A 20,995-nucleotide genomic window follows, 5' to 3' on the forward strand; every position below is an offset into this window, starting at 1 on the left:
GTCTGAAAGGTAACGATTGACGGGAGTACCTGCTGGCACTGTTCGCCATGGGGACGCCTAGAGTTCGTCGTGTGGGTGCGCACGTGAAGATCAGGGAACTGCTCGGCGACCGCGACGTCGCCGAAGTGCTCGACGTCGTCGAGCAGGCCACCGAGGCGGACGGCGTCCGCCCTCTCAACGAGCACGTGATGCTCCATCTGCGCTACGGCGGAGATCCGCGGGCCCGGTCGTTGCTGCTGCGCACCGACGACGGCACACTGGCGGGCTACGCGCACGTGGACCCCACCGACGAGGTCGAGGGCCCGAGCGTGGAGCTGGTCATCCACCCGGCCCATCGCCGCCAGGGCCACGGCACGCGGCTGCTGCGCGCCGTACTGGAGCTGACCGGGAGCCCCGTGCGGCTGTGGGCGCACGGAGACCATGCCGGAGCCGGCGCGCTGGCCGCCGCGTTCGGCTTCGAGCGGGTGCGCTCGCTGTGGCAGATGCGCCGCTCCCTGTTCGCGCCGCTCGCCCCCTACACGCTGCCGGACGGGGTGACGCTGCGCACGTTCGTGCCCGGACAGGACGAGGAGGCGTGGCTCAAGGTGAACGCCGCCGCCTTCGCCCACCACCCCGAGCAGGGCGCCTGGACGATGGACGACCTGCTGCGGCGCGAGCAGGAGCCCTGGTTCGACCCGGAGGGCTTCTTCCTGGCCTACCGCGGCGACCGGCTGGCCGGCTTCCACTGGACGAAGATCCACGGCTCCTCCGACCACGGCCACGAACCGCTGGGAGAGGTGTACGTGGTCGGGGTGGACCCGTCGCAGCAGGGCACCGGCCTGGGCCGCTCGCTCACCCTGGCCGGGCTCGTCCACCTGCGCGCGCGTGGCCTCGCCCAGGCGATGCTGTACGTGGACGAGACCAACACGGCGGCGATCCGGCTGTACGAGTCCCTCGGGTTCAACCGGTGGGACGTGGACGTGATGTACGCGCCCCAGTGATCAGCTCTCGATGATGGCGTGCAGGATGAAGTAGGACACCGCCGCCACGATGGCGGCGGCCGGGATGGTCAGGATCCACGCGGTCACGATGTTCCCCGCGACGCCCCACCGCACGGCGCTGAGCCGCTTGGTGGCGCCCACTCCCATGATGGCCGTGGTGATCGTGTGCGTGGTGGAGATGGGCGCCCCGAACCCGATGGCGGCCCCGTACAGGACGGTCGCCGCCGCCGACTCCGCGGCGAACCCCTGGGGCGGGTCCAGCGCGATGATGCGCCGCCCCAGCGTCCGCATGATGCGCCAGCCGCCCGCGTACGTGCCGAGCGAGATCGCCCCGGCGGCGGCCAGGATGACCCACTGCGGGATGGGGTCCGTCGGCTGGGCGAGCCCGCCGACGGTGAGCGCCAGGAAGATCACACCCATCGTCTTCTGTGCGTCCTGCAGGCCGTGCCCGAGCGCCATGGCGGCGGCCGAGACGGTCTGCGCGTAGCGGAAGCCGCGGTTGGTCTTCCCCGGCTGGCTGTTGCGGAAGATCCAGTAAATTGCGATCATGATCGCCGCGGCGAGGCTGAAGCCGATCAACGGCGACAGCACCATCGGGATGACGACCTTCTCGACCACGCCGTCCCAGTGCACCACGCTGGACGACGCCAGCGCCGAGCCCACCAGGCCGCCGATGAGGGCATGGCTGGAGGAGGAGGGCAGCCCGAAGTACCACGTGATCAGGTTCCAGCAGATCGCGCCGATCAGCGCCGCGGCCACGATGACCAGGCCGTGCGAGCCGTTCGGCGCGTCGATGATGCCCTTGCCTACCGTCTGGGCGACCTGGGTGCCCAGGTGGGCGCCGATGAAGTTCATGGCCGCGGCCATGAACAACGCGGCCCTGGGGGTCAGGGCCCTGGTCGAGACGGAGGTCGCGATGGCGTTCGCCGCGTCATGGAAGCCGTTGGTGTAGTCGAAGGCAAGGGCGATGACGACCACGCCGATGACGAGGGCGAGCGTGAGGTCCACGGCTGGGCCCTAGCTTTCCTTGACCGCGATCGACTCGACGGTGTTGGCCACGTGCTCGAAGGCGTCGGCCGCCTCCTCGAGGGCGTCGACGACCTCCTTCATCTTCATGACGGTGAGAGCGTCGTACTCACCGCTGAACAGCTTGGCCAGCAGCCTCCGGTAGACCTGGTCGCCCTGGTTCTCCAGGCGGTTGACCTCGATCCAGTACTCGTTGAGGTTCTTCATCGACCGCAGGCGCGGCATCGCCTCGGCGGTCAGCTCCGCCGCCCGCTCCAGCACCTCCACCTGACGGACGACGTCCTTGGGGAGGTGGTCGAGCTGGTAGAGGACGATGAGGTCGGAGGCGGCCTCCATGGCGTCCATCACGTCGTCGAGGTTCGAGGCCAGCCGGTAGATGTCCTCGCGGTCGAACGGAGTGATGAAGCTCTCATTGAGCCGGTTCATGATCGCATGGGTGCGTTCGTCACCGGCGTGCTCGCAGGCGCGCATCTTCTCGGCCAGGGCCTCCCTGTCCGAGCCGTCGCTGATGATCTCAACCAGCAGACGCGATGCCGTGACCAGGTTGTTCGCCGAGTCGGCGAACAGGTCGTAGTAGCTGTCCTCACGTGGCGTGAGACGCAGACGCACGTCGTTCTCCAGATGTGCGGGGATGGTCCGTGGAAGAGGGTATGGCTAACCAGGCGAAATGCGAACTTCATGTCCCCTTCGCCTACTGGCTACCCGGCGTATGTTGTGCGACACCGCAGAACCGCGTACTTTTAGGCGGTTTTTTGCTGCTCGGGCCTAGTTTGGGGCTGCCCATAACGGCTCACTTGGGCGGGGTGAGGCGGGTGAAGACCGCCGTCCGTTCGCCAAGTGTTCATCTACTGTTCACCTTGTTCAGATCTTCGTTCTACTCAGACCTCGATCTTGCTCGCACCTTCGTCCGGCTCGACCTTGATCACGCTCGGACCTCCATCTCGCGCAGACCTCGGTCGCGCTCAGCCTGCTGTCTAGCGCGGACCTCGACCAGGCTGGGCCTGCTGTCTCGCTCGGCCCTTGATCAGGCTCAGCCGTCCACCTCACTCAGCCTCCTGCCCCCGCTCAGCCTCCACCTCGCTCAGTTTGCTGCCTCACGCGACCGCTACCTCATGGGACCCTCTACCTCGCGCGGATCTCCACCTCCTCCTTGGACCTCCGCCTCCTTCGGATCACCGTCCTCTTTCAGATCTTCGTCCGGTGGAAGTTCCGGAACGACCGCGACGGCGTCGGCCCCCGCTGCCCCTGATAGCGGGACCCGTACTTGCTGGACCCGTACGGATGCTCGGCAGGCGAGCTGAGCCTGAACACGCACAGCTGCCCGATCTTCATCCCGGGCCACAACTTGATCGGCAGGGTCGCCACGTTCGACAACTCCAGCGTCACATGCCCGCTGAACCCCGGATCGATGAACCCCGCCGTCGAATGCGTCAACAACCCCAGCCGCCCCAGCGAGCTCTTCCCCTCCAGCCGCGACGCCAGATCATCGGGCAGGCTGACGACCTCGTACGTGGAAGCCAGCACGAACTCACCCGGATGCAGGATGAACGGCTCCTCCCCCTGAGGCTCCACCATCCGCGTGAGATCCGGCTGCTCTTCGGACGGATCGATGTGCGGATACCGATGATTCTCAAACACCCGGAAGAACCGGTCGAGCCGCACGTCGATGCTGGACGGCTGGATCATCTCGGGGTCGAACGGGTCGATGCCCAGCCGGCCGGCGTCGATCGCAGCGAGGATGTCACGGTCAGATAGCAACACGGTGAGCAACTTACCGTTCTGGCCCGAAGAGTGTGGGGCTGGGATTGCTGTTGTGGGCCAAGTTTCCGCTACAGTGGGGGACGCAGCCTTCGGGGCGTGCGCGGGTGTAGTTCAATGGCAGAACATCAGCTTCCCAAGCTGACAGCGCGGGTTCGATTCCCGTCACCCGCTCCAAATGCATCGCCTTCCACTCGGGGGCGCTTCGCGCATCTGGCCTCCAGACAGCGCCTCCCAGGGGGCTCCGCCCCCTTCGACCCCCGAAAAGCACCCACCCGTTGCCCATTTACCGGGTTGACCGTTGGGACCCCGCCCCAAACGGTCCTCGCCTTCGGCTCGGGCTGTTCCTTCCGGGGCTTCGCCATGGATCGAGGGGCTACCGCCCCTCGAGCACCCCGACCGGACGGACCGGTGAGCCAGTCGTTTTTCACCATGAAGATTCCTGCACACCATGGCTTCCATCAAACCCGGCCGCGGTACACACCCGCGGTCGATCTCGCCTGGGCCGCGGCCGGGAAGGCCGACGCGAACATTTGCTCAGCAAAAACCCATGGGACACCACAGCAGGCTTCATCATCGCCCGCAAGGCCGGAGCGCCGGACCCGGGCAAAGAATGCTTCTTCGGCGAGGGCGCCTCGGCTCCGGGATGACGGCCTGAGCGCCGAAGCTGGCTGGAGCGGAAGCTTCCAGAGCGGGCGCGACTGTTCACTTCATGTAACTAATGGGGCGCTCACGGCTATCTCTTCTGTGTAGGACATTTCGCGAGGAGCGCTCATGACTTCGACCCGGTTCAACCCTCCCCCCGGCTGGCCCGTTCCACCTCTCGGATGGAAGCCTCCGCAGGGCTGGCGACCGGATCCGTCGTGGCCGCCGGCCCCTCCAGGCTGGCGGTTCTGGGTGCCCGAGGACCTGCCGGCCTCCGCAGCACCAGTGGCGCCGCGCCGGCAGGATCGAAAGAGCGGTGGGTTGTTCAGTGGCGCCAAGAAACACCTGGACGAGGAGAACGCGCAACTACGCGAGTGGGTCGAACGACTGGGCGGAATGGACGCCATGCGGATCGCGGCGATGACCGAGGCGTTGCACCAGGAGCACGAGGGCTTACGCTCGGCCATAGACGCTGCCACCCGCCGACTGCGTGAGCTGGAGCAACGGATCGTGCAGACGGAGGAGACCGCCTTGCTCCAGGAAGTGAGTGTCTATGAGTACCGGCATCCGCTGAGCGATGCGGTGGCGTACAAGGAGCAACTCGCTGAGGTGAAGGCCCGTATCAAAGAGATGGCCAGAGAGGGGCGAGCTGTAGTGGGCTCGACCGGCTGGCGGGTCAACGGATCCGAAGTCGAGGGCCGCAGAATGGTGCGCGACTTCTCCAAGCTGATGCTGCGTGCCTACAACGCTGAGGCGGACAACTGTGTACGCACGATGCGACCGTACAAGCTTCAGTCGGCGATCGAACGGCTGGAGAAAGTGGTGGACACCATCGTGCGGCTTGGGCGCACGATGGACATCCATGTTCACCCTGAGTACCACCGCACGAGAATTCACGAGCTGGAGCTGACCGCTGACCATCTGGCCAAGCAGGAGGAAGAGAAGGAACTCATCCGGGCCCAGCGGGAGCAGCAACGTGAAGAGGAGGCTGCGCGCCGGGAGTTCGAGCGGGAGAAGGCGCGCTTGCGCAAAGAAGAGGCGCACTACCGGGCAGCGCTGTCCGTACTGCTGAAGAACAGCACCGCACCTGCTGAGAGCGTGGACGAGCTCAAAACCAAGCTGGAAGAGCTCGGCGCGGCAGTCGCCGACGTTGAGGCGCGCGAAGCGAATATCCGGGCCGGGTACGTGTACGTCATCTCCAACATCGGCGCGTTCGGCGACGACGTGGTGAAGATCGGTATGACCCGCCGGCTGGAACCGGAGGACCGCGTACGAGAACTGGGCGATGCGTCGGTGCCGTTCAAGTTCGACACGCACGCCCTCATCTTCAGCGAAGACGCTGTTGGGCTGGAGGGCCGTTTGCACGCGGAGCTCAACGATCGTCGCCTCAACAAGGTCAACCTGCGGCGCGAGTTCTTCCGCGTGACCCCGGCAGAGATTCGCGATCTCCTGCAGGAGATCGCTGGTCAGCATCTCCTGGAATACCGTGACACGGCAGAAGCTTTGGAGTGGCGGCAGTCGTTGGAAGCGGCTGGAACGCTCTAGTGGCCAGGACGAGCTCATGTCATGAGTCGAACGAACGAACGCTTGCCTGGTCCATGGAACGACTCGACGGCCACATGGATCGGCTACAGGTGCCTTGAAGAGCCCCACACTCGCCCCCGCCACTACCAGGCCCACCCCAACGCCAGCATCCAAGCTTGCTCGAGACCGTTCCCAGCTATCTGCCCCTCTGCTGTGGGCTGGCCGCAACCACGGGCGGGAGCGGCGTATCGGCAACGACGATTCGCATGGCTGTCACGCCCGGCAGCAGTCAGGCCATGCAAAGCATGGCATATATAATCCGTTGCATGGGCGAGGAGCTGTACGACATCGAGCTGGAGCCGGCGGTGGAGGCTTGGCTGGACACGTTGTCCGACCGGGATCACGCTGCTGTCGAGGCCGCTGTCGAACGGCTCGCTCAGTTCGGCGACCGGATGCCGTACGGTCATGCTCGCGACCTGGGTGATGGGTTGTGGGAGCTGCGCTTCGATATCGCACACCACTCGGTGCGCCTTACCTACTGGCTGGCCGAGGGGCGCCGGGCGGTGTTGCTGACTGCTTTCTACAAGACGCGAGACAGACAGCCGCGCGATGTGGAGCGCGCCCGCAAGGCGATGGCTGAATGCATGGCCGGCGGCTTGGAGCACGGCGCCGCGCACTGGATCTATGAGGGAAGGGGCTGAAGACGTGGCCGGGCACAGCAAGTGGAAGACGGTCAAGGCCAAGCGGCTTGCTGGTGGGGAGGTTGATCCTGAGTACGCCGCGATGGTGGAGGAGGCGCGATTGGGGCAGGAGCTCGGCGCAGCCGTATACCGCCGCCGCGTCGAGCTCGGCCTGTCTCAGACAGAGCTCGCCGAGCGGGCAGGCATGACACAGCCGCAGGTGTCCCGCTTGGAGGGTGGCGCGCACCTGCCGACGATTCCGCTGATGGTGCGGTTGGCGGCGGCGTTGGAAATTGATGTGGTGATGCATGGTGACGTTTCCGCGCCGGTGGAGTTTCGGGCCATCACCGCCGCGTGAGGAGACCAGGATCGGCTCCATTGGCCGAAGTTCCACAATGGGCGTGATCGCCCACCGGTGTGGCGCCTTTTGATGGGATTGGCCGGAAGCGATCAAGACACCAGAACCGGAGTCGGCGTACGGGTTCAGAGGTGGTGGGCGATGTCCGCTTCCCACGACCGCAAGAAGTCCTGGTAGTTCTCGGCGAATTCACGTAGCGGTCCCTCGCCTTCTGGTGTGAGTGCGGTCAGTTGGTACGTGACCCGTGCCGTACTGCCGCCCTGCCCGTCCGCCGCCACCTCGACGGTCGAACCCATCCAGGTTTGATGGACGGCTGCCTACTGAGTTTCTGCTGTTGCGACGGGGGTGTAGTTGTGACCGTAGTAGATGGCTGCGAACTTCGGGGGCGGCCGGTGACCGCAGCCGGTGTTGAGGCGTGCTGGTCGTACCAGTCGAGGTATTCCAGCGTCGCGGAACGCACTGCCCTGCCCTGGCGGACGTTGCGGAGGGGACGGACGCGCCACCATCCAATTGACCGGCTCGAACACCGGTAAGACCGTGAGCAGGCGTCACAGGAATTCGCTGCGGTAGAGCGGGGCCAGCTCCGCCGCGCGGCGGCGGCGTTCCGCGAGGTCGTCCGGGGACAGCTGCGGCGGCGGCGCGTCCGCGCCCGCCACGACGTCGCCGATGCGCATGAAGTACTCGTCCTGCCCGGCCGGCGTGCACATGCAGAGCATGCGGGCCGGTGCGCCCGAGACGTTGCGGAAGTTGTGCGGCGCGTTGGCCGGGATGTTGATGGTGGATCCGGCCAGCACGGTGTGCTTCTCGCCGCGGAAGGTGAATTCGATCTCGCCTTCGAGGATCGTGAACATCTCCTCGAAGTCGTGCCGGTGCGGTGGCGGGCCGCCGCCGTCGGGCACGCGCATGTCGATCAGGCAGTACGCGCCGTTGGTCTGCTCGCCGGTGATCAGCATGGCGTAGGTGTTGCCCACCAGGGAGATGTAGGTGGTGGCGGGGTCGTCGGGGTTCGCCACGGTCAGCGAGCGGGCGGGATCGTCGTCGGGAATCATCGTGATCGTCTCCTGGGGTGTGCGGTCGGTTGGTTCCGTCGGCTGGACGACGATGCGTCGGTGGTGGAGGTCCAGCGGGTCTTCATGGGCGGTTCTACAGGGATTTGAGGACGCGGACGCGGTCGGCGGTGGCACGTTGGGCGACGTCGGCCTTGAAGGCGATCGAGTCGAACTCGTGCGGGGCTCCGGGATGCAGGTGAAACTCGACCGGGACGCCCGCGCGGCCGAGTTTGGCCGCGTAGGCGAGGTCCTCGTCGCGGAAGATGTCGAGCTGGCCCACCTCGATGTAGGCAGGGGGGAGGCCGGTGGCGTCTTGAAGCCGGGCCGGGGCGGCGGTGGGCGGGACGCCGGGGCCGCCGGCAGCCTCGCCGAGCAGCGCCGGCCAGGCGGTGCGGCTGTCGTCGTAGGACCACAACGCGTACGGCTCGATGTGGGGGTCGGGTGCGGCGGGGCGGTCGTCGAGCATCGGCATGATGAGGATCTGGTGGGCGATCTCCGGGCCGCCGCGCTCGCGGGTCAGGATGGCCAGCGCCGCCGCCATGCCGCCGCCGGCGCTGTCGCCCATCACCGCGATCCGGTCGCGGTCGACGCCCAGCTCGGGAGCGCGGTCGTGCAGCCAGCGCAGCGCGGCGTAGGCGTCCTCCAGCGGTGTCGGAAACGGGAACTCGGGCGCGCGGCGATACTCCACCGACAACATCGGCACGCCTGAGGCCGCCACGTAACGGGCAACCGGGCCGTCGAACAGGTCGATGTGGCCGAAGATGTATCCGCCGCCGTGGAAGAAGACCACGGCCGAGCCCGGCGTCGCGCCGTCCTTGACGTACCAGCGCACTTTGATCTGCGCGCCATCGGCGGCGGGCACCGTGTGGTCGGTCGTCGTGACGTCGGCCGGCATGGGCTGGGCGTTGCTCGCGGCACCGATGATCGGCTCCCAGAAGGCGCGACGCCCCTCGACGTCGCCCACTTCGGGTCGCGTGACCTCGGCCATCGCCTCGGCCATCGGGGCCAGCGCCTCGGCGATCTCGGGATCCAAGGACAAAGACATGACTGCTCCTCCTGTGAGTGTGTCAGGCCGAGGGCGCGAGGACGACGGTCTTGCCCGGCAGCTCGCCCGCGCCGGCCTGGGCGTGAAGCTCGGGCAGGTCGGCCAGCGCCACCCGCTGGGCGACGTCGACGCGCAACTCGCCGGTGCTGACCCGAGCGACCAGGTCGGCGAGCTGGTCGGCGTCGCTGCGCACGAACACGTCGATGCCCCGCACACGGCGCTCCTCGTCGGAAGGGGCGGGCATCCAGACGGTGGTGTTGACGAGGGCGCCGCCGTCACGGACCAGCGTGACCAGCGCGGCCAGCCGTTCCGGGGCGACCGGCGCCAGGTTGAGTACGAGGTCGACCGGCTCGGTCACCGCGGCGGTCACGTCGGTGGTGGTGTGGTCGATCACCTCGTCGGCGCCGGCAGCCTTGACCCGCTCGGCGCTACGGGGACTCGCCGTGGCGATCACGTGGGCACCGACCTCCTTGGCCAGCTGCACCGCGTACCCGCCGACCGCGCCGCCGGCGCCGTTGATCAGCACCCGCTGACCGGCGGTCAGCTTGCCGTGGTCGAACAGCGCCTGCCACGCGGTCAGACCCACCAGCGGCAACGCCGCCGCGTCGGCCAGCGGGACGCTCTTGGGCGCCCCCGTGAGGATCTCCGCCGGGGCGATCACATACTCCGCGGCCGCGCCGGGTCCCGTCATCGGCAGGAGGCCGACGACCCGGTCGCCGACCGCGACGTCGTCCACGCCGTCACCGAGCGCGTCGACCGTGCCGGCGACGTCGATGCCGGGAGTGTGGGGCAGCTCGACCGGGATCGGAGCCTGCATGTAGCCCGCGCGGATGTTGCCGTCGACGCCGTTGAACGAGGTCGCGGCGACGCGAATCCGGACCTGGCCGGCTCCGGGGGTGGGCTGGGCCACGTCCTCGTACCGCAGGACCTCAGGACCGCCGAACTCGTGAAAACGGACTGACTTCATCGCAGAACCTGCCTCTTAGAGTGCCGTCAAGTGCTTCGAACTCGAAGCGAGTCCGGCGCAGAGGTGCCCCTGCGACCTGCTGCTCCGAGTTGCGAAGGCGTCCAGCCCCGCGTCACCGAAGCTGCCCGGAGGCAGCCACTGGGTCAGCGCTTGCTGGAGACGTCACTCAATCTCGCAGGTTCCGCCGCGGTTAACCTGGGCCAGGCCGGCCCACCTTGATGATGGCCGGCTCCCCGCCGTCGGAGACGATCTCCGCCAGGCGCGCCGCATCGGCCGAGCCCGGCGCCGCGGTCAGCATCAGAGCCGCCAGATCGTCGCCCGGAATGGCGAGCAGGCTGCCGACGAGCGTCACGGAGTCGCCGTCCGGATGAATGAACGCGGCACTGCTCTCATAGGCCGCCACCGGACGCGGCGCGCGCCACAAGGTGTCGAACAGGCGGCTCCGGCTCCGCATCTCGTCCACCAGCGCGGCGAGCGACGCGTCGGCGGGGTAGCGCAACAGCGCGCTCGTCAGGCGGGCGACCAGCACCGCCTGATGGTCGGTCGCGTCACCCGCAGACTGCTTGAAACCATCGAACGGGTCGCAAAACGTCCGCCACGCGATGTTCCACTCCCACGGGTCCCCGGTGAGCTGCCAATGCCCCAGAGCCATGAACGCACTGTTCACGGCCACGAGATTCATCGCCGCGTCGGAGACGAACATCGGAGTGTCCGTGAACCGCTCCAGCAGCCGCATCGCACCCGGGCCGACGTCGTTCGGCACCCGCCCGTCCGCGGCGGCGTACCCGGCCAGCGCGCAGAGCCGCTCGTAGTCCGCCCGCCCGACCCGCAACGCCCGGGCGATGGCGTTCACCACCCCGGCCGACGGATGGCTGCGCCCCTGCTCCAGCCGGCGCACGTAGTCCGCGGACATCCCCGCGAGCTCGCCGAGCTCCTCCCGCCGCAACCCCCGCACCCGCCGACGGCCGACCGGCAGCCCGACAGCCGCGGGCGCCGTACTCTCCCGCAACCGGCGCACCGCGACACCAAACTCGTGACGTTCCACAGCCCAATAGTGCCCGGACCGTCCAGCAGCACATAACGGGGGCGGCCGCACCGGCACCGCCCGGCATCGGCAACACGTCCCTCCGGCGGCTCTTGCCGCGGATGCTCACCTGCCCCGCTCTCCAGCCGAACGTCGTCCAACTCCAGCCGCGTGACCCCGCCGCCGCGCAGCGCCACCCGGGGCGGCGACGACATGATCACGTAGTCCTGGTGCGCAACCACGCTGTCGCGGTCACAGGAGGCGAGAATGGAACGGAGGCCTTGACGACGAAGGCATGGTCGTGGGCGCTCATACGGCGAGCAGCACTTCATCGACGGTCTGCTGCTCGTAGTCGATCGGGCCCTGTACTCATCGATGGAAATCCTCTGGTCTGATGTTGTCATGGCATCCACTTCTCTGCACTCGCCGACGCATCCACACGACACTGTCGAATAGCTTCGTAGGTATCGAGAGCGACGCTGCGCACAGGCAGGGTGGTTGAGGACAAACACCGGGCCGTGGCCCATACCGGTGGAGTATTTTCAGGGAATGGATATGCCGAGGATACCGAAAGGGCGGCGTGTGGGGCAGGCCGCTGTGAATGCGCTGCGCACTCTGTTCGAAGAGCATGATCACATCGTTCAAGAGATTTCCGGCCAGAACGACTTCGGTGAGGATCTATACGTCACCTTCACCCACGACGGAAGGGTCACAAGCGACACGATCAAGGTGCAAGTCAAGGGAGGGGACAGCTGGCGCCGAGGAAACGGCTACGCGGTGCCTGTCGGCCGGCATGTTGATACCTGGGCGAACGGAAACATTCCTGTCTACTGTGTAGTGTACGACCCGGACGCCAAGAGGCTGCACTGGGCAAATGGCACCCAGCAGCTACGCCAGTCTGGTTCGCTTCATCCACCTCGATTCATCGGCGTTAGTCCGAACGCGGTGCTGGATGGCAGCACCATGGCATCCTTCGTGGCTCAGGCCCGCCGCTACGTCGGGCGTTACCGAGGTCGACAAGCCGTCCTGACCCATCTGGGCGAGATGTCGGGGGTTGAGTTCGATCCAGGGGATCACGTTCTGCACTTCGTCAACGGCGACGACGAGGATCTTATTTTCTGGAAGCGGCCGGGAGACACGGTGGCGACGTTGCTGCTCAGCACCCAAGGCTGGGAGCCGGTTCTCGTCAGCCTGGAGTCCCTGCTGCGATCGCAGCGGGTGGTTTCGGAGGATGAAAGGGACAGCGCATCCGCCGCCGACGGCCTCTGGGCCGCCGAAGATCTGGAGCTGAGCCAATCCGAAGTCATGTGGGCGATATCTTGTTTCATCTCCACTGAGCAGGCTGATGAAGGACCTGAGGACGACCTCGCTGAATGCGAGGGATGCCCGAGCTGTACGGGCGAGGAGCATGCTGACATTGCGGCGGATGTGCTTCATGAATACGTCCTTGCCCGCGTTCTCGACCGAATCGAAGCTGAGCCTGACCTGATGCAGCGCTCGATCCTGGCCATGCGTGAGGAAGGTGAGCTCGATCCGGATATCGTCGCTGAGCTCGGTCCTCTTGAATCTGACCCAAGCATCGTCAGTCAGGTGAACAAGCTGAGCCGAGCGACGGTGACAACGATGGACGACATCGAGCCGAAGGCATTGCGGCTGGCGATCCTCTATCTCATTCATCGCATCTACGTCGGCGGCCCGTCTCTCTCTCCTGACCAGCAGATCCGAATCCTATGGCGTATTCCCGAGCTCTGACTCACGTTATTCGAGGTTGTCCGGAATTGTCGGTCCCCGGCCTCTCGGGCGTCGCAAGCTCAAGTTGGTGAAGCGCACGAAAGGGAGGTAAGCAAGCGTGCGTGACGCTTCGCCAAGCTCGCGCGCATCGCGGGCCCGTTCGCAGGGTGATCAGCGGGAAGTCAAGGGGCTCGCGGTTGCCCTATTGACATATGCCTTGTTCGGCCTGCCGATAGGCCATGACGATGCCAAGCTGGGAGCGCGGGTCCGATCGCAGTCACCAGCTCTCAGGGTTCGACCGTTCCGGGATCCGCCCTCGATCTTGTGTTCAATACGATGAACGACGCAGTGCCGACAGCCAGGTATTGGCCGTCGGCACCGCTTTCGAGGGTGATCAGCTGGCCTCCCGCAGCGGTTGGAACTCGACGTTGAGCCGCATCTCCAAGGCTTCTGCCAGGCGCTCCAGCATGGGGATGGTCGGCATGGTGCCCCCTGCCTCGAACCTTGCGACTGCCGGCTGCTTCAGCCCAGTGCGCTCTGCCAGTTGGGCTTGGGTCAGACCCAGTTGCTCACGCCGCAGTCTCACGGCCTCACCCAGCTCGAAACGGATTCTGGCCGCATCGTAGGCTGCTCCGGCACCAGGGCGACTCATGATTTCGGACTTCCTGTCAGCCCAAGTCCTGCGCTCGCTCACTCTGCTCACCCCTCATCAGTGGTATGGGCCTCAGCGATACACCGCTGCATGACCCGCCACGCACGATCGATCTCAGCGGTCTCGCGCATCCGCTGCTTGCGGAACACCGTCAGCATGATGATCCGTCGCCCCGGAGCGATCCAGTAGGTCATCCGAACCGCCTCTCGGTGAAGGTGAAACCGCAACTCCCGAAGCTTGCCGCAGAGCTGACGAGTGTAAGGCTCGTCGAGCAGGACGCCTCGCGCGGCCAGTAGGTCGATGTAGAACGCCGCAGTTTCCTGGTCTTCCTGATCGAGCGTGTCAAACCACTCATCAACCTCTGGTTCCAGCTCCACCTCTCCCCAGTTCATAACATGGACGTTATAGCGCGGGCAAGAGCCAGGTCTTCGAGAAGTGAAATTGCCCTGGTACGCACCACATGGACCGTGAGCGATGTACGTTCGGACGTCACCGTCCCTTGAGCTTGGCGGGTTCCCCCTTCCATCGGGTCGATGGCAGATGGTGGATCGGCCGATCCTGTGGCCCAGCCATGGAGCGATGATGACCTGGCCGTTCTGCTGATCCTCCTGCCCGCCATCGTCTGGCTCGCCTGAGTGGCTCTGCGTCGCCGCAGATAGTGCCAGTGGCGGTAATAGCCTGGGCGGGGTGGGGAGGGCCCACGATCCGCCTGGACGCGAAACGTATGCCGTTCTCGTGCACGGCCCGTCGCGAAACGGCTTGTCACCGCTCTGGGTGTCCCGCCTCGGTAGGTTCTTTCTATGCTGGCCGACGGCTCATCGAGCACCGACTCCCGTGCGTACCTGATGCGGCTTGTCCGGGGCGTCGAGCCGTGGGACGGCACGGAGGCCGGGCAGCAGGCTGAGGTGTTGAGCTGGATCTCCAGTGGGGCGCCGCTCTATCGGACCAGGAAGCCTGATGTCCCCGATCCTCACCTGGTGAGTTACTTCGTGGCGCGCAACCGGGGCGGTGAGCTGCTGCTCGTCGCGCACCGGAAGGCGGGGTTGTGGTTGCCGAGCGGTGGGCACGTGGAGCCGGGGGAGGACCCCTGGGAGACCGTGGTCCGTGAGTGCCAGGAGGAGTTGCACGCCACCGCTGTGGCCGGCCGGATTGCCGGGGAGCGGCCCTTCTTCGTCACCTGTGCGCGGACTCGGGGTGAGGGGGCGCACACTGATGTTTCCCTCTGGTACGTGCTGGAACTCGACACGGTCGTTTCTTACGACCGGCGGGAGTTCGCCGGGGTTCGATGGCTCGCTCCGCGGCAGATCCTCGAAGAGCCCATCGAGGTTCTTGATCCGCACATGCATCGGTTCGTCCGGAAGCTCATGAGCGGGTTGTAGCAGGCGAGGGCGGGGGCTGCGGGTGTTGGAAGCGGCCCATGTCTTTGGGGGAGTGCGAGGTCGACGGCTTTCCGCCGGTGACGGCCTGGATCGGCTGCTGCGTTGCGCTCGTCAGCCGTATGACGTACGGTACGGTGTACGGTCATGATGAGAGAGGGAGGGGTCTTGGGGTATCAGCCGAGCGACGAGGATCTGAAGAGCGTTGAGGCGTGGTTCGCGGAGTACGACGCGCTGGCCGAGCAGGGGGCGATCGAGCAGCTTGCCGACCTGGCGGTCTTTCCGATGAACCTGGCCACCGACGTGCCGGGAGGGCGCGCTGCCGTGCGGCAGTGGACGCGGGAGGAGTACGTCGAGGCGATGGGGCAGGCCATGGGGGGTGGCACGGCGGGGCTCGACCTGAAGTCGGTGCGGACGCCGCACTTCGTGAGCGAGAACCTGGTCGTCGTCGAGACCGACGCGACCATGACGGTCGATGGCCGCACCGAGAGCATGTCCTACGTCGACCTGCTCGTACGGACCGAGGACGGGTGGGCGTTCCAGACGATGGTGCAGGGCGGCTGGGGGCATGGCTGGCCCGTGGCCAAGCGGGGCTGACCTCCGGCGCCGTCCGCCCGGCAGCCGGGGTGGGGCCGGCCTTCGGCGCCGTCCGCCTCGGCGGCTGGGTGGGCGGCGCCGCCCGTTCAAACTGGACCGGATGTCAGCTTTCGTTCCCCGGCTTCTTTGTCATCCCGTGGGCCAGTGCCACGCCCAGGGAGAGCGCCAGGGCGATGCCGAGCGGGAGGCTGTCGGACGCCGTGCCGACGGCGATGCCGATGGGCAGGGCGCAGGCCATGCCGAGGGTCCAGTTGGGGGTCGAGGAGTTCTTCTTGCACGCCATGGGTCAACGATGACGGGTGAGCAGGGTGCGGCTGTAGAGGTCGTAGTCACCGGTGGCGTATGACTGATGTCATGTGCAGGGAGCGCCCGCTCGGCGGCTTCCGGTGATTGCTCGTGATCGCATACGAGACCTGGAGATGGCTGCATGATCGGGATGCTCTACCAGCCCTTGCTCCTGGCGCTGGGCGGAATGGTCTTCGTGGTGCTGTCCGTGGTTCTGCGCCGTACCCGGCTTCGGTCCTTCTACCTGCTGCTGTCGGCGGCGATCTGGTTTCTCGCCGCGCTGGAAGAGTGGTACATGATGACCTATCAGCCCCAGATGGACATCCGCATCGATGCGCTGTTCTTCATGATGCTGATCGCGATGGTGACGCCGGTCGGAATCCTGCTGGCGGTCCTGCGTCGGCGGCGGCCCGAGCAGTGATGTGAGGAGGAGGGGCGGTGCCTGAGAAGGCCGTCAGCGAGAAAGTCCTTTGTCGCATCGTCCGGGACGGGCGGCTGTGCTCTGCTCTGGCGGCTCTTCGAGGGGTAGCGCCCGAGCCTCACTGCGGGGGCAGGACGCAGAACTCGTGGCCGTCCGGGTCGGCCATGACCACCCACTCGACGTCCCCCTGGCCGATGTCGACGCGCGTCGCGCCCAAGGAGATGAGCCGGTCCACCTCCGCCTGCTGATCCTCGCCGGCCGGCGGGGCGAGGTCGAAGTGCAGGCGGTACTTCTTGCCCAGCTTCGGCTCCAGCGGCGGGCCGCCCCAGGTGATTTTCGGGCCGCCGTGCGGTGAGCGGATCGCGGTCTCCTCGTCCTGATCCCACACCAGCGGCCAGTTCAGCGCCTTGCTCCAGAAGTAGCCGACCGCCTGCGAGCCGTCGGACGCGAGCGCCCCGATGAACCCGCACTCGGCCAGGAACTTGTTGCCCGGCTCGATGACGCAGAACTCGTTGCCCTCCGGGTCGGCGAGCACGACGTGCTCGGCGTCCGGGCCCTGGCCGATGTCGAGGTGGCGGGCGCCGAGCGCGAGCGCCCGCGCGACCGTCTGCCGCTGGTCCTCAAGGGACGTGCTCGTCAGGTCGAAGTGCATCTGGTTCGGGCCGAGCTTCGGCTCCTGCGACGGCAGGAACCGGATCCGGAAGCCCGTGTCGTCGTTCGGCAGGAGCGTGAAGCCGTCGTGGGGATCGTCCGCGAGATCCCAGCCGAGGACGCCTGCCCAGAAGCGGGCCAGGCCCTGCGGGTCGTGCGCGTCGAAACAGAGCGCGACAAGGCGAGAAGTCACTCCGCTCCGCACCTCCTGTCCTGTCTTGTCCTGCCTTGTCTGCTGTTCGGTGCTCCGGCGTGGGTGCTCGCTCGCTTGCGGGCCGCCGGGGGAAGCAGGGCAGTGCCGATCATGCTGGCAGGTTCGGTCCCGATCCTCCACAGGTTTTCCCGGTGATCGGGGCAGGGCAGGGCGCTCCTCGGGAGGCGGGATCATGGCGTCATGGGGACCTGGGTTTATGTACGGGGCTGGCTGGAGTTCCACGGTCACGGGCAGCGGGCCGAGGCGGAGCGGGTGATCCGGGAGCGGGACGCCGAGGGGTGGGCCTTTCCCGCGGGCGGCTGGCTCGACGCCGCCTGTTACGCCAGGGCCGTGCGGGTGAGTGACGTGGACGACCTGCTCGATCAGCTGCGGAGGATCGCGGCGGTGCCCGCCGACGCGGACGGTGACCGGGTCTGCGGGCTCTTCCTCGCCTTCCACGAGACGGACGGCCAGTTCGAATGGCAGGTGCGCGACGGTGAGGTGGTCATCGCGCCGGCCGCGCCGCGCTACGACTACCTGTGGAAGTAGCGCCCTGCCGGCAACGCCTGCCGAAGCTGCTCGACCACCAGGTCGGCCCGGGTGCGGCGGCCCAGCAAGCGCGCCAGCGTGGATCTCTGGACGGCCCACGCCACGGTAGTGGTGCCGTCGGTGCGGAGGAAGCGGATGCCGCCGGGGGTCGCCGAGATGGTGGCGATGTCCGTGAGCCGCAGGTGGTGGGCCGAGAAGGGGTTGCGCACGATCACCTGGTCGTGGGTGAGGGTGATGGCCGGTCGTACGCCGAGAAGCCAGCAGCGTACCGCCGCCGCCCCGAGGAGGAGCGTCAGGACGGTGAGCACGAGGACGCCGACGAGGGCCGCTGAGCCGCCGCGCGCGATCACGTTCGTCATCATGACGGCGATCCAGGCCAGCAGGCCCGCGAACGCGACGCTTCCCAGAGCGGCCGCGACCCGGCCGGCTCTCCCGACTCGCCACACGCACCGCATCGCACATCACCTCGCCGGTGGGACGAAGGCGCCCGGGGACGGCGTCACCTGCCTGAGCAACGTCCGGCAGGCGTCAGTCGTTCCTCTGCCTGAGCAGCGTCCGGCAGGTCTAAGGCGTTCCCCGACTCGCGAGGTTCGCCAGGGCCTGGTCGGCCACGTCGAGCCGAGGGTCTTCGGCGAGCACCCGCAGGACGGCGTCCGGGGTGGTGGACGAGGTGGCCAGCCACCATCGCACGTGAATCGAGCGGTCGTGGGCGAGGCGGTGCAGCTCGTCGAGGGGGAGCCGGTCCGACTGGACGGCGGAGGCGCGGACGACGGCCAATCGGTCGTTGGCGAGCAGGCGGCACTGGTCGAGGGTGGTGCGCGGGTTCTCGGTGGCGCGGGCGCGGACCCTGGGGTCGGGGTCGGTGAGCAGGGTGGCGAGGACGGCCGGGGCGTCGGTGTGGGCCGCCAGGCCGGCGCGGACGTTCGGGGAAGGGTCGGCGGCGAGCGTCGCGTTCGTCTCCTCGTCCAGCCCTTCGCAGGGTGATTGCGGCACGGTAAGGCGGGGACGAGCCAGCCCCGCGTTAGCGCAGAAGGCCGGGACGGTAGTGCCAGACGAATTCCAGCCACGGCGGAGCCACCCCTGTGAAATGCGCCCAGCTGCCCGGCTCCGCGTCCGGGTAGTCGCCGCGGACTTCGGACAGATGGGTCAGGAGGAAGCCTTCGCCGATGAGGCCGTTGACGATCCGGCTGAGCGTCTGCCGGTATTCCCTGGGCTCCTGGATGTGGTGGCCGGACGGGTGGCGGTCGTAGACCCAGTCCTGGTCGGGGTAGGAGGTGGTGGTCTCGTCCGTGTAGGGCTGCGTGAGCGTGTAGCCCTCGCCGTTCCACGCGTGGTGGGTGAGGCCGGAGAAGAACGGGTTGGCGCACATCAGGTAGTAGTGGCCGCCCGGCTCGACGACCCGGGCGACCTGGCGGAAGACGACGCGGGAGTCGGGGACGAAGGTCAGTGAGTACGGGTGCCAGACGAGCTCGAACGACGACTCGTCGAACGCCGACAGGTCGCGCATGTCCCCCTGGACGGTGCGCAGGTCGACGCCGTGGTGCTCGGCGGCCAGGCGGTCGCGTTCCAGCTGCCCCGGGGAGATGTCGAAGACCGTCACGTCGGCTCCGAGCAGCGCGAACGCCACGGACTGCTGCCCGCCGCCGCTCGCCAGGCAGAGCACCCTGCGGCCGGTCAGGTCGCCGGGGACGCCCAGGCGTTCCAGCCCCAGGTAGGCGCGGGCCCGCTCCGCGTCGAGGTCGAGCATCGGGCGGGTGAACAGCGCGTCGGCCTCGACCAGGGCTTCCCAGCGCTCCATGTTGTAGCGGTAGACCTCGTCCGTCACGGTGGGCACTCTATTTGTCCGGTGTCGGGCGGGGCGAGCGGATAAAAGGGAAGTCGCGTGCGCGGCGGATGGGGCTGAGCAGGAGGACGACGAGGGCGCCGAGCTGGACGCAGGCCATCAGCCACATGGTCTCCCGGACGCCGAGCGCCTCGCCCAGCGTGCCGCCGAGCAGCCCGCCGAGGGGGACGGCGCCGTAGTTGAGCGCCGACGTGCCCGCGGTGATCCGGGCGAACAGCTCGGGCGGGCAGTAACGCTGGCGGAAGGTGCTGGTCAGGATGTTCGAGGCGACGACGCCCGCGCCGGCGCCGAGCTCCCTGGCGAGGAACACGACCTGGATCGAGTGGTAGCCCATCAGGGCGACGTTCGACAGGGCGCTGAAGAGGGTGAGCGGGCGCAGGTACGGGTCGGGGACGACGAACCGCACCCCGTCCAGGATCTCCTTGAGCAGCCGCCGCTCGGCCGGGGCGGGGGGCCGGGGCTCGCGCGTACGGACGGAGCGCAGGCACAGGGCGGAGACGCCGAAGCTGACCGCGTCGGCCAGGACGCCGCTCACCGCTCCGAACGCCTGCGCGAGCAGGCCCGCCAGGCCGGGACCGGCGATCTGCGCCGCCGACTCGCTGCACTGGAGCTTGGTGTTGGCGTCCAGAAGCCGATCGCCGCCCACCAGGATGGGCAGGTACGCCCGGTAGGCGAGCGTGAAGAACACCTTCGCCGCCCCGCCGGCCGTGGCCACCACGAGCAGGTGCGCCATCGTGAGCCCGCCGAGCCACGCCGCGACCGGCACGCTCGCGAACACCGCCATCGAGACGACGTCGCACGCCAGCATCACCGGCCGCTTGCGCAGGCGGTCCACCCACGCGCCGGCGGGCAGGCCGATCACCAGCCAGGGCAGCCAGGCGGCCGCGGTCAGCAGGCCGACGGCGAGGGTGCCGGCCCGCAGCGTCACCACGGCGACCAGCGGGAGCGCCACGGCGGCGACGGAGCCGCCGAGCATGCTGGCCGTCTCACCGGCCCACAAGAGCCGGAAGTCCCGCGGCAGCCGAGAGCGACGTGTGACCGGCGGTGCCGGGGTCACGGGCTGCCCGGTACGGCGCGTACGGACAGGAAGACGAGCCGGCGCTCCTGCCCGTCGTCGGGCACCTCGCGGTCGGCCAGCGGCGCCAGCAGGGCGAGGATCCGCTCCTCCAGCTCGGCCAGCTCGGCGACCGACAGCCGCGCCCAGCGGTCGGCCGTGAACGCCGCCCGCCGCCACTCCTCCGGATAGCTCTCCCGCTCGGCGAACCACTGCCTGACCAGGCCGGCCTGCCGGTCGAGCAGCAGCGACTCGGCGGCCGCCGCCACGGGGTCGTCGGGGAAGTCCGCGGGCGACCAGCTCAGGACGCCCGGCGACCGGCGCCACCAGCGCTCGCGGCGGTCGCGGGCCAGCTCCGGCACCTCCTCCACCAGCTCGCTCGCGGCGAGGACCTTGAGGTGGTGGCTGATGTTGCCGACGGCCTGGCCGGTCTTGGCCGACAGGGCGGAGGCCGTCGCGGGGCCGTCGACGCGCAGGATGTCGAGCAGGCGCCGGCGCAGCGGGTGGGACATGGCGGCGAGCACCTTGGAGTCGCGGATCTCGCGCCTGGAGCGGTCGGTCGGCATGGTCTCAGCGTAGATGCACAA

General features: G+C 67.8%; 26 protein-coding genes and 1 tRNA gene. 10 read left to right on the forward strand and 17 right to left on the reverse strand.

What is annotated here, in order from left to right; translation table 11 throughout:
* Positions 1-71: 71 nt before the first annotated feature.
* Positions 72-980: a mycothiol synthase gene (gene mshD, locus HCN51_RS20820; RefSeq protein ID WP_346433726.1), complete on the forward strand. Its 909-nt coding sequence runs from the start codon at positions 72-74 to the stop codon at positions 978-980.
* On the opposite strand, the gene HCN51_RS20825 is transcribed toward mshD, so the two are convergent.
* From HCN51_RS20825 to dcd, 3 genes are all read right to left on the reverse strand, one after another.
* Positions 981-1,988, reverse strand: a complete 1,008-nt coding sequence (locus HCN51_RS20825; RefSeq protein ID WP_168011199.1) for an inorganic phosphate transporter — start codon at positions 1,986-1,988, stop codon at positions 981-983.
* 9 nt (positions 1,989-1,997) lie between these two features.
* Complete coding sequence (locus HCN51_RS20830) at positions 1,998-2,615, reverse strand: DUF47 domain-containing protein (RefSeq protein WP_043625094.1); 618 nt, start codon at positions 2,613-2,615, stop codon at positions 1,998-2,000.
* A 576-nt stretch (positions 2,616-3,191) separates the two neighbouring features.
* Positions 3,192-3,767 (reverse strand): dCTP deaminase, encoded by a 576-nt coding sequence (dcd, locus tag HCN51_RS20835; RefSeq protein WP_080047311.1) that lies wholly within the window; start codon positions 3,765-3,767, stop codon positions 3,192-3,194.
* A gap of 100 nt (positions 3,768-3,867) precedes the next feature.
* On the opposite strand from dcd, the gene HCN51_RS20840 reads away from it, so the two are divergent.
* The 4 genes from HCN51_RS20840 to HCN51_RS20855 all read left to right on the forward strand — a co-directional run bounded on the left by HCN51_RS20840 (position 3,868) and on the right by HCN51_RS20855 (position 6,971).
* Positions 3,868-3,941: transfer RNA gene (locus HCN51_RS20840), tRNA-Gly, on the forward strand.
* A 720-nt stretch (positions 3,942-4,661) separates the two neighbouring features.
* A complete protein-coding gene (locus HCN51_RS62330) occupies positions 4,662-5,954 on the forward strand; it encodes an SNIPE associated domain-containing protein (protein ID WP_346433727.1) in 1,293 nt (430 codons plus the stop codon).
* Between the two features lie 305 nt (positions 5,955-6,259).
* Positions 6,260-6,634, forward strand: coding sequence for a type II toxin-antitoxin system RelE/ParE family toxin (locus HCN51_RS20850; protein ID WP_206067371.1), 375 nt, complete (start codon positions 6,260-6,262; stop codon positions 6,632-6,634).
* A gap of 4 nt (positions 6,635-6,638) precedes the next feature.
* Entirely contained in the window at positions 6,639-6,971 is a 333-nt protein-coding gene (locus tag HCN51_RS20855; protein ID WP_346433728.1) for a helix-turn-helix domain-containing protein, read from the forward strand.
* A gap of 125 nt (positions 6,972-7,096) precedes the next feature.
* On the opposite strand, the gene HCN51_RS20860 is transcribed toward HCN51_RS20855, so the two are convergent.
* From HCN51_RS20860 to HCN51_RS20880, 5 genes are all read right to left on the reverse strand, one after another.
* Positions 7,097-7,267, reverse strand: coding sequence for a hypothetical protein (locus HCN51_RS20860; RefSeq protein ID WP_168011202.1), 171 nt, complete (start codon positions 7,265-7,267; stop codon positions 7,097-7,099).
* A gap of 252 nt (positions 7,268-7,519) precedes the next feature.
* Entirely contained in the window at positions 7,520-8,020 is a 501-nt protein-coding gene (locus tag HCN51_RS20865; RefSeq protein ID WP_168011203.1) for a cupin domain-containing protein, read from the reverse strand.
* Positions 8,021-8,114: 94 nt separating this feature from the next.
* Positions 8,115-9,065 (reverse strand): alpha/beta hydrolase, encoded by a 951-nt coding sequence (locus tag HCN51_RS20870; protein ID WP_168011204.1) that lies wholly within the window; start codon positions 9,063-9,065, stop codon positions 8,115-8,117.
* Between the two features lie 22 nt (positions 9,066-9,087).
* A complete protein-coding gene (locus tag HCN51_RS20875; protein ID WP_168011205.1) occupies positions 9,088-10,032 on the reverse strand; it encodes an NADP-dependent oxidoreductase in 945 nt (314 codons plus the stop codon).
* Between the two features lie 190 nt (positions 10,033-10,222).
* Positions 10,223-11,077: an MmyB family transcriptional regulator gene (locus HCN51_RS20880; RefSeq protein WP_168011206.1), complete on the reverse strand. Its 855-nt coding sequence runs from the start codon at positions 11,075-11,077 to the stop codon at positions 10,223-10,225.
* 510 nt (positions 11,078-11,587) lie between these two features.
* On the opposite strand from HCN51_RS20880, the gene HCN51_RS20885 reads away from it, so the two are divergent.
* Entirely contained in the window at positions 11,588-12,808 is a 1,221-nt protein-coding gene (locus HCN51_RS20885) for a DUF4365 domain-containing protein (RefSeq protein WP_206067374.1), read from the forward strand.
* Between the two features lie 373 nt (positions 12,809-13,181).
* On the opposite strand, the gene HCN51_RS20890 is transcribed toward HCN51_RS20885, so the two are convergent.
* Together HCN51_RS20890 and HCN51_RS20895 are read right to left on the reverse strand one after the other, a co-directional pair.
* Positions 13,182-13,481 carry a helix-turn-helix domain-containing protein gene (locus HCN51_RS20890; RefSeq protein ID WP_186404603.1) on the reverse strand — a complete coding sequence of 100 codons (300 nt, stop codon included), beginning with the start codon at positions 13,479-13,481 and terminating at the stop codon, positions 13,182-13,184.
* Positions 13,482-13,486: 5 nt separating this feature from the next.
* Positions 13,487-13,831 carry a type II toxin-antitoxin system RelE/ParE family toxin gene (locus HCN51_RS20895; protein ID WP_080043439.1) on the reverse strand — a complete coding sequence of 115 codons (345 nt, stop codon included), beginning with the start codon at positions 13,829-13,831 and terminating at the stop codon, positions 13,487-13,489.
* A gap of 408 nt (positions 13,832-14,239) precedes the next feature.
* Between HCN51_RS20895 and HCN51_RS20900 the strand changes: the two genes are divergently transcribed.
* The gene (locus HCN51_RS20900; protein ID WP_168011207.1) at positions 14,240-14,818 is read left to right on the forward strand and encodes an NUDIX domain-containing protein; all 579 of its coding nucleotides are present in this window, start codon (positions 14,240-14,242) and stop codon (positions 14,816-14,818) included.
* A gap of 165 nt (positions 14,819-14,983) precedes the next feature.
* Positions 14,984-15,412 (forward strand): nuclear transport factor 2 family protein, encoded by a 429-nt coding sequence (locus tag HCN51_RS20905; RefSeq protein ID WP_240973075.1) that lies wholly within the window; start codon positions 14,984-14,986, stop codon positions 15,410-15,412.
* 103 nt (positions 15,413-15,515) lie between these two features.
* On the opposite strand, the gene HCN51_RS20910 is transcribed toward HCN51_RS20905, so the two are convergent.
* Entirely contained in the window at positions 15,516-15,695 is a 180-nt protein-coding gene (locus HCN51_RS20910) for a glycine zipper domain-containing protein (RefSeq protein ID WP_168011208.1), read from the reverse strand.
* A gap of 144 nt (positions 15,696-15,839) precedes the next feature.
* On the opposite strand from HCN51_RS20910, the gene HCN51_RS20915 reads away from it, so the two are divergent.
* Positions 15,840-16,118: a hypothetical protein gene (locus HCN51_RS20915; protein WP_168011209.1), complete on the forward strand. Its 279-nt coding sequence runs from the start codon at positions 15,840-15,842 to the stop codon at positions 16,116-16,118.
* Positions 16,119-16,236: 118 nt separating this feature from the next.
* Here HCN51_RS20915 and HCN51_RS20920 read toward each other — a convergent pair whose 3' ends face one another.
* On the reverse strand, positions 16,237-16,962 hold the full coding sequence (locus tag HCN51_RS20920) for a VOC family protein (protein WP_168011210.1): 726 nt from the start codon (positions 16,960-16,962) through the stop codon (positions 16,237-16,239).
* A gap of 201 nt (positions 16,963-17,163) precedes the next feature.
* Between HCN51_RS20920 and HCN51_RS20925 the strand changes: the two genes are divergently transcribed.
* Positions 17,164-17,511 (forward strand): hypothetical protein, encoded by a 348-nt coding sequence (locus HCN51_RS20925; protein WP_168011211.1) that lies wholly within the window; start codon positions 17,164-17,166, stop codon positions 17,509-17,511.
* Here the strand turns inward: HCN51_RS20925 and HCN51_RS20930 are convergent.
* The 5 genes from HCN51_RS20930 to HCN51_RS20950 all read right to left on the reverse strand — a co-directional run bounded on the left by HCN51_RS20930 (position 17,496) and on the right by HCN51_RS20950 (position 20,974).
* Complete coding sequence (locus tag HCN51_RS20930) at positions 17,496-17,957, reverse strand: PH domain-containing protein (RefSeq protein ID WP_168011212.1); 462 nt, start codon at positions 17,955-17,957, stop codon at positions 17,496-17,498. The two genes, HCN51_RS20925 and HCN51_RS20930, sit on opposite strands and share 16 nt — an antisense overlap.
* Positions 17,958-18,075: 118 nt before the next feature.
* Complete coding sequence (locus HCN51_RS20935; protein ID WP_168011213.1) at positions 18,076-18,504, reverse strand: HEAT repeat domain-containing protein; 429 nt, start codon at positions 18,502-18,504, stop codon at positions 18,076-18,078.
* 28 nt (positions 18,505-18,532) lie between these two features.
* Complete coding sequence (locus HCN51_RS20940) at positions 18,533-19,336, reverse strand: methyltransferase domain-containing protein (RefSeq protein ID WP_168011214.1); 804 nt, start codon at positions 19,334-19,336, stop codon at positions 18,533-18,535.
* Positions 19,337-19,346: 10 nt separating this feature from the next.
* On the reverse strand, positions 19,347-20,411 hold the full coding sequence (locus HCN51_RS20945) for an MFS transporter (protein WP_346433729.1): 1,065 nt from the start codon (positions 20,409-20,411) through the stop codon (positions 19,347-19,349).
* Positions 20,408-20,974, reverse strand: a complete 567-nt coding sequence (locus HCN51_RS20950; RefSeq protein ID WP_168011216.1) for a helix-turn-helix domain-containing protein — start codon at positions 20,972-20,974, stop codon at positions 20,408-20,410. Before HCN51_RS20950 ends, HCN51_RS20945 begins: the two co-directional genes overlap by 4 nt.
* Positions 20,975-20,995: the final 21 nt, after the last annotated feature.

Source organism: Nonomuraea composti (assembly GCF_012034275.1).
Lineage (GTDB): Bacteria > Actinomycetota > Actinomycetes > Streptosporangiales > Streptosporangiaceae > Nonomuraea > Nonomuraea composti.

Excerpts from the sequence above, each read along its gene's own strand:
- HCN51_RS20850 (WP_206067371.1), top strand. The coding sequence starts at position 6,260 with ATGGGCGAGGAGCTGTACGACATCGAGCTGGAGCCGGCGGTGGAGGCT.
- HCN51_RS20860 (WP_168011202.1), bottom strand. The coding sequence starts at position 7,267 with ATGGGTTCGACCGTCGAGGTGGCGGCGGACGGGCAGGGCGGCAGTACG.
- HCN51_RS20865 (WP_168011203.1), bottom strand. The coding sequence starts at position 8,020 with ATGATTCCCGACGACGATCCCGCCCGCTCGCTGACCGTGGCGAACCCC.
- HCN51_RS20870 (WP_168011204.1), bottom strand. The coding sequence starts at position 9,065 with ATGTCTTTGTCCTTGGATCCCGAGATCGCCGAGGCGCTGGCCCCGATG.
- HCN51_RS20875 (WP_168011205.1), bottom strand. The coding sequence starts at position 10,032 with ATGAAGTCAGTCCGTTTTCACGAGTTCGGCGGTCCTGAGGTCCTGCGG.
- HCN51_RS20895 (WP_080043439.1), bottom strand. The coding sequence starts at position 13,831 with ATGAACTGGGGAGAGGTGGAGCTGGAACCAGAGGTTGATGAGTGGTTT.
- HCN51_RS20900 (WP_168011207.1), top strand. The coding sequence starts at position 14,240 with ATGCTGGCCGACGGCTCATCGAGCACCGACTCCCGTGCGTACCTGATG.
- HCN51_RS20910 (WP_168011208.1), bottom strand. The coding sequence starts at position 15,695 with ATGGCGTGCAAGAAGAACTCCTCGACCCCCAACTGGACCCTCGGCATG.
- HCN51_RS20915 (WP_168011209.1), top strand. The coding sequence starts at position 15,840 with ATGATCGGGATGCTCTACCAGCCCTTGCTCCTGGCGCTGGGCGGAATG.
- HCN51_RS20925 (WP_168011211.1), top strand. The coding sequence starts at position 17,164 with ATGGGGACCTGGGTTTATGTACGGGGCTGGCTGGAGTTCCACGGTCAC.
- HCN51_RS20950 (WP_168011216.1), bottom strand. The coding sequence starts at position 20,974 with ATGCCGACCGACCGCTCCAGGCGCGAGATCCGCGACTCCAAGGTGCTC.